14 protein-coding genes are annotated in these 13,026 nt (G+C 60.5%); 7 read left to right on the top strand and 7 right to left on the bottom strand.

The genetic code is table 11. The features are described 5' to 3' along the window. Position 1: 1 nt before the first annotated feature. The 5 genes from ACYVI2_RS27455 to coaBC all read left to right on the top strand — a co-directional run bounded on the left by ACYVI2_RS27455 (position 2) and on the right by coaBC (position 5,464). Complete coding sequence (locus tag ACYVI2_RS27455) at positions 2-1,144, top strand: mandelate racemase/muconate lactonizing enzyme family protein (RefSeq protein ID WP_415819646.1); 1,143 nt, start codon at positions 2-4, stop codon at positions 1,142-1,144. Between the two features lie 5 nt (positions 1,145-1,149). Then, entirely contained in the window at positions 1,150-2,061 is a 912-nt protein-coding gene (locus ACYVI2_RS27450; RefSeq protein WP_415819645.1) for a fumarylacetoacetate hydrolase family protein, read from the top strand. Further along, on the top strand, positions 2,051-3,025 hold the full coding sequence (locus tag ACYVI2_RS27445; RefSeq protein ID WP_415819644.1) for an NAD(P)-dependent oxidoreductase: 975 nt from the start codon (positions 2,051-2,053) through the stop codon (positions 3,023-3,025). The genes ACYVI2_RS27450 and ACYVI2_RS27445 overlap by 11 nt, the downstream gene beginning before the upstream one ends. 8 nt (positions 3,026-3,033) lie before the next feature. Then, positions 3,034-4,176 (top strand): mandelate racemase/muconate lactonizing enzyme family protein, encoded by a 1,143-nt coding sequence (locus tag ACYVI2_RS27440; protein WP_415819643.1) that lies wholly within the window; start codon positions 3,034-3,036, stop codon positions 4,174-4,176. 82 nt (positions 4,177-4,258) lie between these two features. Continuing rightward, positions 4,259-5,464, top strand: coding sequence for a bifunctional phosphopantothenoylcysteine decarboxylase/phosphopantothenate--cysteine ligase CoaBC (gene coaBC / locus ACYVI2_RS27435; protein WP_415819642.1), 1,206 nt, complete (start codon positions 4,259-4,261; stop codon positions 5,462-5,464). 58 nt (positions 5,465-5,522) lie between these two features. Here coaBC and ACYVI2_RS27430 read toward each other — a convergent pair whose 3' ends face one another. Beyond that, entirely contained in the window at positions 5,523-6,608 is a 1,086-nt protein-coding gene (locus tag ACYVI2_RS27430; protein ID WP_415819641.1) for a metal-dependent hydrolase, read from the bottom strand. A 123-nt stretch (positions 6,609-6,731) separates the two neighbouring features. Here ACYVI2_RS27430 and ACYVI2_RS27425 point away from each other — a divergent pair, with 123 nt between their 5' ends. Together ACYVI2_RS27425 and ACYVI2_RS27420 are read left to right on the top strand one after the other, a co-directional pair. Further along, the gene (locus tag ACYVI2_RS27425) at positions 6,732-7,295 is read left to right on the top strand and encodes a hypothetical protein (protein ID WP_415819640.1); all 564 of its coding nucleotides are present in this window, start codon (positions 6,732-6,734) and stop codon (positions 7,293-7,295) included. A gap of 136 nt (positions 7,296-7,431) precedes the next feature. After that, positions 7,432-8,064, top strand: a complete 633-nt coding sequence (locus tag ACYVI2_RS27420; RefSeq protein WP_415819696.1) for a dUTP diphosphatase — start codon at positions 7,432-7,434, stop codon at positions 8,062-8,064. A 62-nt stretch (positions 8,065-8,126) separates the two neighbouring features. On the opposite strand, the gene ehuA is transcribed toward ACYVI2_RS27420, so the two are convergent. From ehuA to ACYVI2_RS27390, 6 genes are all read right to left on the bottom strand, one after another. After that, on the bottom strand, positions 8,127-8,897 hold the full coding sequence (gene ehuA / locus ACYVI2_RS27415; RefSeq protein ID WP_415819639.1) for an ectoine/hydroxyectoine ABC transporter ATP-binding protein EhuA: 771 nt from the start codon (positions 8,895-8,897) through the stop codon (positions 8,127-8,129). Then, positions 8,894-9,565, bottom strand: coding sequence for an ectoine/hydroxyectoine ABC transporter permease subunit EhuD (gene ehuD / locus ACYVI2_RS27410; RefSeq protein WP_415819638.1), 672 nt, complete (start codon positions 9,563-9,565; stop codon positions 8,894-8,896). The genes ehuA and ehuD overlap by 4 nt, the downstream gene beginning before the upstream one ends. After that, positions 9,562-10,203, bottom strand: a complete 642-nt coding sequence (ehuC, locus tag ACYVI2_RS27405) for an ectoine/hydroxyectoine ABC transporter permease subunit EhuC (RefSeq protein ID WP_415819695.1) — start codon at positions 10,201-10,203, stop codon at positions 9,562-9,564. The genes ehuD and ehuC overlap by 4 nt, the downstream gene beginning before the upstream one ends. Positions 10,204-10,218: 15 nt before the next feature. Further along, complete coding sequence (ehuB, locus tag ACYVI2_RS27400; RefSeq protein WP_415819637.1) at positions 10,219-11,157, bottom strand: ectoine/hydroxyectoine ABC transporter substrate-binding protein EhuB; 939 nt, start codon at positions 11,155-11,157, stop codon at positions 10,219-10,221. A gap of 231 nt (positions 11,158-11,388) precedes the next feature. Then, positions 11,389-12,549: an ABC transporter substrate-binding protein gene (locus ACYVI2_RS27395; RefSeq protein WP_415819636.1), complete on the bottom strand. Its 1,161-nt coding sequence runs from the start codon at positions 12,547-12,549 to the stop codon at positions 11,389-11,391. A 235-nt stretch (positions 12,550-12,784) separates the two neighbouring features. Further along, the gene (locus ACYVI2_RS27390; protein WP_415819635.1) at positions 12,785-12,970 is read right to left on the bottom strand and encodes a hypothetical protein; all 186 of its coding nucleotides are present in this window, start codon (positions 12,968-12,970) and stop codon (positions 12,785-12,787) included. Positions 12,971-13,026 lie beyond the last annotated feature (56 nt).

Genomic DNA, 13,026 nt, shown 5'->3' with positions numbered 1-13,026 from the left:
TGTGAGCACCATCAAGAAAGTTACTTGCCATGTTGTCAGCGCGCCTGTCGAGCGTCCCTTTACCTCATCGCGCGGATGGTTGTACAAGTCGCGCGGCTCGTGCATTGTCGAAATCGAAACCACGGACGGTGTGGTCGGTTGGGGCGAATGCTATGGCCCCGCCCAGGTGGCACGCGCCTATATCGACTCGCAATACGGCCCACGCATCGTGGGACGCGATGCCTTCGATGTAGAGGTGATCTGGGAAGACCTCTACAACCGTATCAAAGACTACGGATCCAAGGGCATGGCGATCTCTGCCCTGAGCGGTATCGACATCGCATTGTGGGACATCATCGGCAAGGTCTGCGGCAAACCGATCCATAAACTTATTGGCGGTGCTCACCGGACTGAAGTCTCGGCCTATGCGACCGGCCTGTATTTCATCGATATGGACCGGCTCATCGAAGAAGCCGTCGAAGAAGCGCGCGGCTACGTGGAAGAAGGCTTCACCGCCATAAAGATGAAAATCGGCCTGGGTTCGCCCAAGCTGGACATCGAACGCGTAGCCGCGGTACGCAAAGCCATCGGCGATGATGTGCGGTTGATGGTGGATGCCAATCATTGTTTCACCGTGCCGGCCGCGATACGCCTGGGGCGCGAGCTGGAACAACTGAATGTGGAATGGTTCGAAGAGCCCATTTCGCCCGAAGATGTCGACGGCTATGTCGAGGTCACGCGCGCGCTGGACATGGCTGTCGCAGGTGGAGAAAACGAATTTACCCGATGGGGTTTTCGCGATCTGGTCGTGCGCAAGGCCATGGACATTGTGCAGCCCGACGTATGCGCCGCCGGCGGCATCAGCGAATGCCGCAAGATCGCCACGCTGGCGGCCGCGCATGGCGTCGAATGCGTGCCCCATGCATGGGGTTCGGCCATCGGGCTGGCGGCCACGCTGCACTTTTTGGCGGCCCTGCCGGACCAACCGCCGAGCTTTCGCCCCATGCCGCCGCTGCTCGAATTCGAACAGTGCGAGAACCCGTTCCGCGATCATTTGTCGACCGAGCCTATCGTGCAGAAGGCAGGCATCGTACAGGTGCCGGCCGGCGCGGGACTGGGTATCGACATACGGCGTGAAATCCTCGATCAATATCGCGTGGCCTGACGACTATGCGCTTCGTTTCCTACTATGACGCAGCCGGGCGTATCGTGCCCGGCATACTGCCAGGCGATCCCACGGCCCCGGACGCCTGGGTGGCCGACGTCCGGCATCCCGCCTGCTCGGCGCATTACGCGGACTTGCCGGACACGCTGATGGGCTGGGTCGAGTACGGGCTAGCCAACATCGCCCAGCGTGTTGCCGCTGCGCCGCTCATCGATGAAAGTGCGCGGCTGCCTCTACACTCGTTGCGCCTGGCCGCCCCCTTGCCTCGTCCCGGCAAGATCGTCGGTGCCGCGTTCAACTACCATGATGCGCTAGCCGAACGCGACATGGCCTCGCCTGCGGAGCCTGTGATCTTCGTCAAATCCGGGCGCACCGTGATCGGTCCGAATGATGTCATTCGCGTGTTCCCCCATGCAGGCAATGTCACCTACGAGGCCGAGCTGGCAGCCGTCATCGGCAAGCCAGCCTTGCGCGTGTCGCGTGAACACGCCATGAAACACGTGGCCGCCTACACCATCATCAACGACGTCAGCGCCACGACACTGGTCAAAGCCGACAGCGGCTTTGTACGCGGGAAAAATCAGCCTACGTCTGGTCCTCTGGGCCCATGGCTGGTGACACCCGATGAGATCCCGGATCCCTATGCACTGGATATCCATCTGGACATCGATGGACGTGTCCTGCAACAGTCCAGCACGCGCAGCATGCTGTTCAACATTGCCGAACTGATCGAGTATGCCTCGGCACGCATGCCTTTGGATCCAGGCGACATCATTGCCACAGGCACGCCTGCCGGTGTGGCGGGCGCCCATCAACCCCCGGCATGGTTAAAAGCCGGCGATACCGTGTCGATTTCGCTCAGCAAGCTGGGCACATTAAGCAATCCCGTCGCCGCCGGAGCATCAGATGACAGCTAAGCCTCGTGTCCTGCTCACCAATCCTATTCATCCCGATATCCAACCGAAACTCGCAGCGCAGGTCGATCTGATCATCGCGCCCGACACGTCCGCGGACACACTGCGTCGATACGTTGCGGACGTACACGGTCTCGTCGTCCGCGCCCAATTGCCCGCAGATATCTTTGATCATGCTCCCCATTTGCGGGCTGTGGTGCGACATGGTGTCGGACTGGACATGATCCCCATGGAGGCAGCCGATCGACATCGAATCCCCGTCGCCAATGTTCCCGGATCGAACACGTCTGCCGTGGTCGAGTATTGCCTGGCGGCCATGCTCACTCTGCGCCGGCCACTCGCCGCTATCGACGCCGAGCTGCGTCATGCCGGCTGGAGCGCCGCACGGCCGTTGGCGGACCACACCGCCGAACTGGAGGGAATGACTTGCGGCATCGTAGGGGTAGGCGCAATCGGCAGCCGGCTGGCGCAGGCCGCAGCGGGCCTGGGCATGTCGGTGCTGGGCCTGACCCGCCGTCCGGAATCCTTGCCGCCGGGCGTACAGCCCGCTGCGCGAGAGGCCTTGTTCGCCAACGCTGACATCGTTGTGCTGTGCTGCCCGTTGACCGATGAGACGCGCGGGCTGGCGAATGCCGGCATGATCAACAGCATGAAGCCTGGCGCAATACTCATCAATGTGTCGCGCGGCCCCGTCGTGGAGACCGCTGCGTTGTTGGATGCCTTGCGCCGCGGCCATTTAGGCGGAGCCGCGCTGGATGTACATGACATTCAGCCGCTCCCTGCGGACAGCCCGGCACTCGATGTCCCGAATCTGCTGTTGACGCCGCACATTGCAGGCATCACCGATTCCAGCATGCGGCGCATGAGCGAAGGCGCGATTGCCAATTTATTGGCGCTATTGCGTGGCGACCCCGCACCCAACATCGTCAACCCTCATGTGCTGTCCTCCCCTCAATCTACCTCGTGAGATCCGTCATGCGAATTGCCGACATACGCGCCGTGCCCATCTCCTTTCCTGTTCCTGCTGAAAAATCAGTACGCCTGGGCATCGGCCGCAGCGTCAAACGCGACGCGGTGCTGGTACGCGTCGAAACCGACGACGGCCTGGTGGGCTGGGGCGAGGCCCATCACGGACGGTGTCCCGGTGCGATCGCGCGTTTGATCGACACCACTCTGCGCGAACTGGTGCTGGGCATGGACGCCACGGACGTCGCGGGCGTCTGGCATCGCGTCTACAAAATGCAATTGGCCAGCCACGGCATGGGCGCCGCAGCAGCGCTGGCGCTCAGCGGACTGGACCTGGCGTTGTGGGACATCCGCTGCCAAGCGACCCAATGGCCGCTGTGCCAATTGCTCGGCGGCACACCCAAACCGATCAAAGCCTATGCGGGCGGTATCGCATTGGGATGGCAAGCGCCGGAATCCCTCGTTGACGAGGCTCGCGCCTTGGTGGAGCTGGGTTTTCGCGCGTTGAAGCTGCGTGTGGGCGACACGGCACGCCAGGACGTAGAACGCGTGCGCGCCGTACGGCAGGCGCTGGGCGATGAAATCGATCTGCTGGTGGATGCCAACACGGGCTACACCTTGGATGATGTGCGCCGTGTCATGCCGGCCTACGAAGAACTCGGTGTCAGTTGGCTGGAGGAGCCTTTTCCCGCCTGGGACCGGCACGCCTATGCCAGTGCCGCACGGCTCGGCCGTGTCCCCCTGGCGGCAGGCGAAAATCACTACACCCGTTATGAATTCGGCCCGTTGTTAGAAGACGGCAGTGTGGGATTTTTGCAGCCGGACCTGTCCAAGACTGGGGGCATCACAGAGGGGATGCGTATCGCCGCCATGGCGTCGGCCCAGAAACTGACCGTCAATCCCCATACCTCGGCCACGGCCATCAATATGGCGACCTCGATCCACTATTTGTGCGCGGTCGACAATCCCGGCTATTTCGAAGCCGACGTGACCCAGTTGAATCCATTTCGCGACCACCTGGCGGACGTCTTGCCCTATCGCCTGGATGCTCAAGGCTGCGTTGAACCGCTGGCTGGACCGGGCATAGGCTTGCGCCCCGACCCGGCGTTCCTGGCCAAACATCCCCTGATCGAGGGGCCTTGCTACGTCTGAGCACCGCCCGCCCCCAGGCAGCCGGGCGAGCCAGAGGGTTTTTGCCGCATAATGGCGGAATTCGGAATTTTCATATATCCCCATGCTCGACCTCGCCCGCAAACGCATCGTCCTCGGTCTGACCGGCGGTATTGCTTGCTACAAGATTGCCGAACTGGTGCGGCGCCTGACAGAACAAGGCGCCGTCGTCGACGTCGTCATGACCGAGGCAGCCACGCACTTCATCACGCCTGTCACCATGCAGGCGCTGTCGGGGCGTCCGGTGTTCGTGGACGCATGGGATGCCCGTATCGGCAACAACATGGCGCACATCGAACTGACGCGCGGTGCGGATGCGGTCTTGATCGCTCCCGCCAGTGCAGACTTCATGGCCAAACTGGTGCACGGCCTGGCCGACGATCTGCTCTCGACGCTGTGTCTGGCGCGTGCCTGTCCGCTATTGGTAGCGCCCGCCATGAATCGCGAGATGTGGGCCAATCCAGCGACACAGCGCAATGTGGCCCAGTTACGCGCCGATGGCGTCAGTGTGCTGGGCCCGGCATCAGGCGAACAGGCCTGCGGCGAGACCGGAGACGGCCGCATGCTGGAGGCTCACGAGCTGTTGACGGACCTGGTGGCCTTTTTCCAGCCTAAAGTCCTGGCTGGCCGCCATATTCTGCTGACGGCCGGCCCAACGTCCGAGCCCGTCGATCCGGTACGTGTGCTGAGCAACCGTTCGTCCGGCAAGACCGGCTATGCCCTGGCCCGCGCAGCACGCGAGGCCGGTGCGCGCGTGACCTTGGTGACGGGCGCGACCGCCCTGCCCTTGCCACGCGGCGTGACGGCTCTGTCCGTCAACACGGCGCGCCAAATGCATGATGCCGTCATGGCCAATGTACATGATGCAGACGTCTTTATCGCCGTCGCGGCAGTGGCCGATTGGCGGGTAAAAAACGTCAGCGATCAAAAATTGAAGAAAACCAGCGAAGGCGGCGGCGCGCCGGTCATGGAGTTCGAGCCCAACCCCGACATTCTGGCCGAGGTCGCCAAGCTGCCCAAGGGCCCCTGGTGCGTGGGCTTTGCCGCCGAAACGGAAAAGCTCGCGGAACACGCCGAGGCCAAGCGCGTACGCAAAGGCATTCCGCTGCTGGTCGGCAATCTGGCGCACAAAGTCATGGATGCCGACACGACAGAACTGGTGCTCTTTGACGCCCACGGGTCTCATCCGATGCCGGCGGGATCCAAGCTGGACGCCGCGCGCAGGCTCATCGCGGAAATCGCCGCGCGACTGCCTGCGGCCCGACGATAAGAGCGCCTCACACAGCGTCACCAGACTGCCGTCTGCGTTTCAATCAGGCTCAAGGGGGCTACTGCACTTCATCGGACTGACGACGGCCCTCAACGGCCTGCCCAGGCTGAATCGCACGCTCGGCCCATTGCGCCAATGGCAGCGGCGTCGCGCTATCGACGATACGGGCCAGCACGATTTTCATTTGGGCCCATCCGCCACGCTCACTCGGCCAGATGTACGGCGTGACAGGGTGCCAAACGCCATTGGTGGCTCGCTCGGCCATGACAAAGCGAAAGGTGTAATAGCCTGCCATTCCCATACGCAAGTCGGTCACGACCAATTGATTGCCCAGTTCGTCGTAGCGCAGCCAATCATTGGTGAACCAACGCAAGCGCTCATGCAAGGGCACGCCCTTTAAAACACCGGCTTGAGACACATGCAGCGGCAAACGCACCATCTCGGGGCGATCGCGATCGAACCAGCCACTGACGGCCTCGTAGTAGTTGTTCGCACCGTCCTTGGCGATGACACGCCACAGCAGCGTATTGAAAGGCATCGGCGTTGCCAACACTGCCGTCGGCTGCACGCCCTGCTCTCGCAACGCTTGTTCGACCCGAGCCTCCGCATGCCAACGCCCCACCAACGATATACCGAGATAGGCCGTACTGAACACCAATGCAGCAGCCAGCACCGTTCGGGCTCGCGCCGTGCATCCGATGATTGTTGCCACCAGCACCGCGACGACCAATGGCACCGTATACACCGGGTCAATGATGAACACTGCAGACCAGCTCTCGGGTATACGAGCCAATGGCCAAAATAGCTGTGTGCCGTACACCGTGAACGCATCCAGCACCGGATGCGTCACCAACACCAGCCATAGTGTGAGAAACAAGCGCCTGCCACTATAGGGCGCGTCCGGCCACTTTTTACGTACCAGCCACGCCAACACCCCGGCCAAGGCCGTCAGCACAAACACCGAATGAGAAAACCCCCGGTGAAACGTCATTTGCGACACCGGATCGGCATAACGCACCAGCACGTCCATATCCGGCAAGGTGCCCAGCAAAGCACCGTAAAACAGAGCCTTGCGGCCCTGACTGCGTCCCAGCAATGCGCCCTGAATGCCTGCGCCCAGCACAGCTTGTGTAATTGAATCCATATTTTCAGGATATTGTTCTACAAAACGAGGCGCCCGCGCGCCGACTCGCCCCGACCATCCCGCGGCGACAAGCGTTAAGATACCGCACAGATCCTTCCGCCTGCATTTCACCGGACACATTCCATGGCCATATACGGCGAACCCAAGAACGGCGATTTCGTACGCTATATCGAGACGCTGAATCGGCAGAGCGGCAGCCCTGGCCAGGTCTTGCCGCGCCAGCGCAATGCCAAGCCGAATGCACGGCAGACCGAGACGACACCAGCCGAGGCACCGGAATCGATTTATTCCTACGCGCCGCGGAACAAGTCGACGGCGCCGGCCTATTCGCCAGACTCAGATACATCGTCAAGCGCTTATACGCGCAATGCATCCCCTGGCTCAACGAGAGACAGTGACGACGACGAGCCATCGACCACGTTGGCAGCACGTAGCGGCCAGCGGCATCTGTCGTTAGGGTTGGGCATCGCAGGCGCTGTCGCGCTGTGGAACGCGGCACATAGACTGCTCACGGCCATCAATACCCGCAGCCTCGACCTCGACAGCATGGTCCCGGTCGTTTTTCTATTGATATGCGCATGGATGCTGTTCAAGGGCGCTCGTGGTGTGCGCCGGAAACAGAACCGGCCCCTGGCCAAGCTGCCGCCGCTCACGACCGTCCACATGGGCCGGAAACCGCAGAAATAACGTGAGCGGACACGGGGGTTCGGCGCTCAAACAGTTGGTGCTAACATTTCGGGCCTACGGCCCCCGGGCCAGTTGATTTTACGGAGCGAACGTGAGCCACACCCCAGCCGGATTGACCGCTGCCCAGGCAGCAACGATGCTGACCCTGCAAGACCGCCTCAACAGCATCATCAACCCTGACTGGGTGAATGGTGGTGCACGTTTTCTACGGGCGGCCTTTGTCGAGTCCGCCGAAGCCCTGGAACACCACGGCTGGAAATGGTGGAAAAAGCAGACGATCGATCTGCCTCAGGTGCAGATGGAGTTGATCGACATCCTGCATTTCTATTTGTCGCACACACTCGTGTCCGCAGCGGGCTCCGCCCCGGATGCCACCCTCATGCTGGTGGCGGACCTCGCCTCCCCCGAAGCGATTGCACTGGACGGCCACACCTATCGCCTGCCCGATCTGGATGTGCCCCAGCTGCTGGAGCTGATCGGTGGTCTGGCCGTCTGCGGCCGTGCCAGCTATAAAACGCTGGAACACACCATGGCGCGTTGCGAACTGACCTGGCAGGATGCCTTTACCCAATACGTGTCCAAGAACGTGCTGAACCTGTTCCGCCAGGAAAATGGCTACAAGACCGGCACCTACGTCAAAATCTGGCAAGGCGAAGAAGACAACGTCGTCCTCGCTCGCCTGATGTCGGCGCTGGATCCCACCCGCCAGGATTTCGCCGACGCACTGCATGCGGGGCTGCAACAGGCCTACGCAGAAGCGACGCGCTGATCGCTAGATCGGTGTCGTAAAACATACGACCTGTCGGATCACGCCGACAGGTTTGCGCCTCATCAATCCGCCTCGATCACCGTTTGCAGGAATTGCTGCGTGCGTTCTTCTTTGGGGCTGGAAAACAGCACGCTGGATTCTGCGTCCTCGACAATGTTGCCCTGATCGAAAAACAGCGTGCGATCCGAGCTGCGCTCGGCAAAACCCATCTGGTGTGTCACGATGATCATGGTCATTGTGCGCTTGGCGGCGAGGTCTCGCAAAATCTGCAAAATCCCGCCCACCAGTTCTGGATCCAGCGCCGACGTGACCTCGTCGAACAGCATGATCTCTGGATGCATGGCCAAGGCTCGGGCAATCCCCACGCGTTGCTTCTGCCCGCCGGAGAGCTGGGCCGGATAAGCGTCAAGCTTGTCGCCCAGGCCCACCAGCTCCAGGTATTCCTTTGCGCGTTGCGCTGCCTCGTCACGAGGCACGCCGGAAACGTGGACAGGCGCCTCCATGACATTACCCAGCGCGGTCTTGTGCGGGAATAGATTGAAATGTTGAAACACCATGCCGATCTTGCCGCGCACGCGCCGCACATGGGCCGAATTCGGCCCCATCTCACGTCCTTGCGCATCGGTCCACATCGACTCATCATCGATCAGAATCTCGCCACTGGAGGGACGATCCAGCGTCATCAGCAATCGCAGCAAGGTAGATTTTCCCGAGCCCGATGGCCCGATGACCGACACGGTCTGCCCGGCAGGAATCTCCAGATCGATGCCGCGCAATACCTCCAGCTCGCCGTAACGTTTGCATAGTTGCTTCAGGCGAATGCTCGCGCTCATCTTGATCCTCCGAATTTCTTCAACCACGCCTCCAGGCGCCGGACACCCCAGGCGGCAATCAGGCTCAACAGCAAAAACAGCACCCCGACCAGCGTCAATGGTTCGGTATAGCGAAATGTCGCTGAGCCAATGATTTTGCTTTGCTGCAGCAACTCGACCACCGTGATCGCCGACAACAACGGCGTGTCTTTGAACATCGCGACGAGATAATTCCCCAACGCGGGCACGACAGGAGGAATCGCCTGCGGCAGGACGACCCCGACCGCCGTGCGCCACGGCGATAGATTCAGCGCGGTCGCCGCCTCGATCTGTCCACGCGGCACCGACTCGATGCCGGCGCGATAGACCTCAGCGCAATAGGCCGCGTAATGCACACCCAGCGCCAGAATACCCGTGACCAACGGCGACAGCTGCATGCCGCTTTGCGGCAAGACATAGAACAGAAAATACATCTGCACCAACAACGGTGTGCTGCGCACGAACTCGATCAACACCGCAACGGGCATCGAAATCCAACGCGAACGCACACGCCGCAACATGGCCAGCACCAACCCCAGCACGACGGCCAACGCCATGCCAAGTGCGGTCGCTTGTATCGTGATGATCAATGCCGAGCCTAAGGCAGGCAGAATTTCCCAGGCAAATGCCCAATCGAAAATAGGAGTCATCGGACGCGAAACCTCCGCTCCAACAAGCGGATGCCCGCCGTGATCACCAGCGCCACGGCAAAATACAACAGCAGCAGCAAAAGGAAAATCTCAGTCGTACGCAACGTCTCCGCACGCAGCATCTGACCGCGGAAAGTGAGATCGGTGATCGTGATCAACGATACCAACGCCGTGTTTTTCAGCAATTCGATCAGCAAATTGCCGGCGGGCGGCAACATCGCGGGAAACGCCTGCGGCAGCACGATGCGTCGCAGGGATTGTGCGGAAGTCATATTCAATGCAGTTGCCGCCTCGCGCTGCCCGGATGCCACCGCCAAAATCGCGCCGCGCACTACCTCGGCGCCATAAGCGCCCGCGTTCGCAGCCAGCACCACGATGCCAACCGTCACCGCAGGCAATTTCAAGCCGAACAACGGCAGCACGTAATAAAACCAGAACAACTGCACCAAGGCAGAAGTCCCCCGGAATACCTCGACATAGACCAGCGCGATGGCGCTGACGATACGGTGCGTGGACAACCGCGCCAGGCCTGCCGCCAGGGCCAACGGGACGGCCAGCAATGCCGCCCCTGCCGTGATACGCAACGTCATCCACAAGCCGTCGAGCAGCGGCGGCAATAGCGTGGCGAACCCTTCCATTGAAAATGCCACGCCTTATTTGCCAGCGGCCGGTTCACCCGCGCAAAGTTTGGCTGCCGTCACGTCGCCGGGCAATTCCGCTTTGGTAAAGCCGAACGGCTCGACGATCTTGGCGTGCTCCTCGGTACCGATGAACTTGGCCAACTCAGCATTAAAGGCATCGACAAACGCTTGATCGTCCTTGCGGAATGCAAAAGCTCCATAGCCCCGCACGCTCTTGCCATCGATGACCGGATCCGTGAATGGCTCGGCTTTTTCCAGATCGCCGGTGGCCGTCTTGTTCATCAGATCGTTCACCGTCATCGCGGTCGCAGCGTAGGCATCGGCACGGCCGGCCTGCACACCAGACAGCGCGCTCACCACATCGGGAAATACGACGACGCGATCCAGCGGGATATCCATCTTGCGGGCGTACTCGCTTTCGATAGCCCCTACGACGACGCCGAGTTTCGTGTCGTCCTGCTTTGCGATGTCCTCGTAGCTATGCAGTTTTTTGGGATTCCCCTTTTGCACCAGGAACGATTCGCCCACCCCATAGGTGGGATTCGAAAACGCCGCCTGCTGGCAACGCTCCGGCGTGACATACATGCCCGCGGCAATGATGTCGAAACGTTTGGCCTGCAAGCCGGGGATCAACGAGCCGAACTCGGTCAACACGCCTTCGACCTCGTTGATGCCCATGCGCTTGAGCACCACGCGCGCAATCTCCACCGCCTCGCCAGTAATGCGATTGGAATTGCTATCCATATACGCATAGGGGGCTTCGTTCGCGTAGCCGATGCGTATTGTCCCTGCGGCCTTGGCGGCCTCCAGCGTGCTTTGCGCAGCCGGCGGGTTATTAGCGGCAGAGGGTTTCGCGGCAGAGTCATCGGAGTCCGAATCGGAGCATGCCGCCATCAACCCAAGACTGAGCGCCAATACAGCCCATTTGGTCGTCTTCAGAATGTGTGTCATGCGAGGCTCCCTCTCAGAATATTTATGTACAGAACTAATTCACACGAAATAGTACGTCAATTAATCATTTCAACACAAAGTATATGATGACAAAAATCGTACCCGCATCCCCGGCATTGACGCCGCAGTGGCCGTCTTGGGGCGAAAAAAAACGGCAGCGATTTTTCGCTGCCGTGCTTTATGGGGTAAAAACACGAAGCCGCCTGTCAGGCGGCAAGACATTCCTATCGCCTATTGCGCATAAGAAAAACGCCCGTCGCGAATGACGCCCATTACGCGGGCACGCTCATCAAAGCCCTGATGGTCGGTCTTGGAAATATTCAGCACTCCATTGGGGACCACCAAATCACGGGTATTTTCCAGAGCATCGCGCAAAGCCGCGCGGAACTCGGGAGTCCCTGGCTTGGCGCCCGTTTTCAGAGCGCGTCCCACCGCAGAATCCAGCAGCATCCATGCCCCATAAGCATCCCCGGCAAACTGCGTCAGGCTGTTGGAACCGTACTGAGCTTCGTATTTGTCAGCAAACGCCACTGCCACCGATTTAACCGGGTTGCTGTCCGGCAGCTCTCGCGCCACGACCCCTGGGCCGGTGGGAAACAGTGTACCGTCGACGTCTTTGCCGCCCACTTGCAGGAACTCCAGCGTGCCGATGCCGTGCGTCTGATAAATGGGGCCTTTGTAGCCGCGCTCGACCAAGGTTTTTTGTGGCAGCGCCGCAGGCGTCCCCGAGCCGGCGATCAAAATTGCATCGGGTTTTGCCGCCATCGCCTTGAGCACCTGTCCCATCACTGACGCATCGGTGCGCTGAAAGCGCTCTTGAGCGACGACCTTGATATCGTTGCCCGCGGCCGCGTTGAATTCCGTCCACCAGCTATCGCCATAGGAATCGGCAAACCCGATAAACGCGACGTTCTTGATACCTTTCGCACGCATATCGTCCACCAGCGCCGATGCCATCAGCGAGTCGTTTTGCGGCATCTTGAAGGCCCAGCGGCGCTTGGGATCGTCGGCTGGCTCCACAATGACCGCCGAGGCGGCCAGGGCGACCATGGGCGTGCCCGTTTCAGCCAGGACATCCAGGCCGGCCAGGGCGGATGCCGTGATGTTAGGGCCGACAATCGCGTCGACCTTGTCTTCGGAGGTCAGCTTGCGGAAATTCTTTACCGCGCGGCTCACATCCGTGCCGTCGTCCAAAATGACATACCGTGCGGGTTCTCCCCCCAACGTCGCCGGCCACAGGCGTACTGCATTATTGGTCTGAATACCGATCGCAGCGGCGGGACCGGTCGACGAGATATCGACCCCGATCACGACCTCGGCATGAGCGGACCAAGATAGCAAAGGCGCAATAGTGGCGGCCAACGCGGCCAGGCGCAATAAACGGTTGGGCATGAAGGAGTCCAGCAGAGTAGTGAAAAATAATGAACGGGCGCACATCGGCACCACGCATGATATCCAAAACAAGACGTTATTTTGCCGGAACACAGCCCTCGCCCAGAGGCGGGTTCCACAAATAGGTGTTTTAGGACCCAAGGAAGGCCCAATGGACATCAGTAATGACTGGAGGCAATAAAGCAAAATGCCAGCGCTAGCGCTGGCATTTTGTCTAGCTGGCAGATAAGCCAGATTAGCGGCGTACGGTGCGGCAAGAGGAAATGATCGGATGAGCCTGGCGGGCCTCATCCATGCCGTGCAGTATTTCTCCGATGGCTTCCAGGAAATGGGTCACGCCATCCCGAAAACCACGCCAACCGCCTGGCGCCCCGCCGGCCGGTTTGCCCGGCCCCGTAGCCCTGCTTGTGGAAACTTCCATGACCTACTCCTTGAGAAGAATGAAAGGGAACCACAAGAGTCATCTTACGCCCAGTT

The sequence above is a fragment of the Bordetella tumbae genome, assembly GCF_054780995.1.
This window is presented reverse-complemented; position numbering and strand designations above follow the sequence as displayed.

Excerpts from the sequence above, each read along its gene's own strand:
- ACYVI2_RS27450 (WP_415819645.1), top strand. The coding sequence starts at position 1,150 with ATGCGCTTCGTTTCCTACTATGACGCAGCCGGGCGTATCGTGCCCGGC.
- ehuD (WP_415819638.1), bottom strand. The coding sequence starts at position 9,565 with ATGACTCCTATTTTCGATTGGGCATTTGCCTGGGAAATTCTGCCTGCC.
- ACYVI2_RS27440 (WP_415819643.1), top strand. The coding sequence starts at position 3,034 with ATGCGAATTGCCGACATACGCGCCGTGCCCATCTCCTTTCCTGTTCCT.
- coaBC (WP_415819642.1), top strand. The coding sequence starts at position 4,259 with ATGCTCGACCTCGCCCGCAAACGCATCGTCCTCGGTCTGACCGGCGGT.
- ehuB (WP_415819637.1), bottom strand. The coding sequence starts at position 11,157 with ATGACACACATTCTGAAGACGACCAAATGGGCTGTATTGGCGCTCAGT.
- ACYVI2_RS27390 (WP_415819635.1), bottom strand. The coding sequence starts at position 12,970 with ATGGAAGTTTCCACAAGCAGGGCTACGGGGCCGGGCAAACCGGCCGGC.
- ACYVI2_RS27430 (WP_415819641.1), bottom strand. The coding sequence starts at position 6,608 with ATGGATTCAATTACACAAGCTGTGCTGGGCGCAGGCATTCAGGGCGCA.
- ehuC (WP_415819695.1), bottom strand. The coding sequence starts at position 10,203 with ATGGAAGGGTTCGCCACGCTATTGCCGCCGCTGCTCGACGGCTTGTGG.
- ACYVI2_RS27420 (WP_415819696.1), top strand. The coding sequence starts at position 7,432 with ATGCTGACCCTGCAAGACCGCCTCAACAGCATCATCAACCCTGACTGG.
- ehuA (WP_415819639.1), bottom strand. The coding sequence starts at position 8,897 with ATGAGCGCGAGCATTCGCCTGAAGCAACTATGCAAACGTTACGGCGAG.
- ACYVI2_RS27425 (WP_415819640.1), top strand. The coding sequence starts at position 6,732 with ATGGCCATATACGGCGAACCCAAGAACGGCGATTTCGTACGCTATATC.
- ACYVI2_RS27395 (WP_415819636.1), bottom strand. The coding sequence starts at position 12,549 with ATGCCCAACCGTTTATTGCGCCTGGCCGCGTTGGCCGCCACTATTGCG.
- ACYVI2_RS27445 (WP_415819644.1), top strand. The coding sequence starts at position 2,051 with ATGACAGCTAAGCCTCGTGTCCTGCTCACCAATCCTATTCATCCCGAT.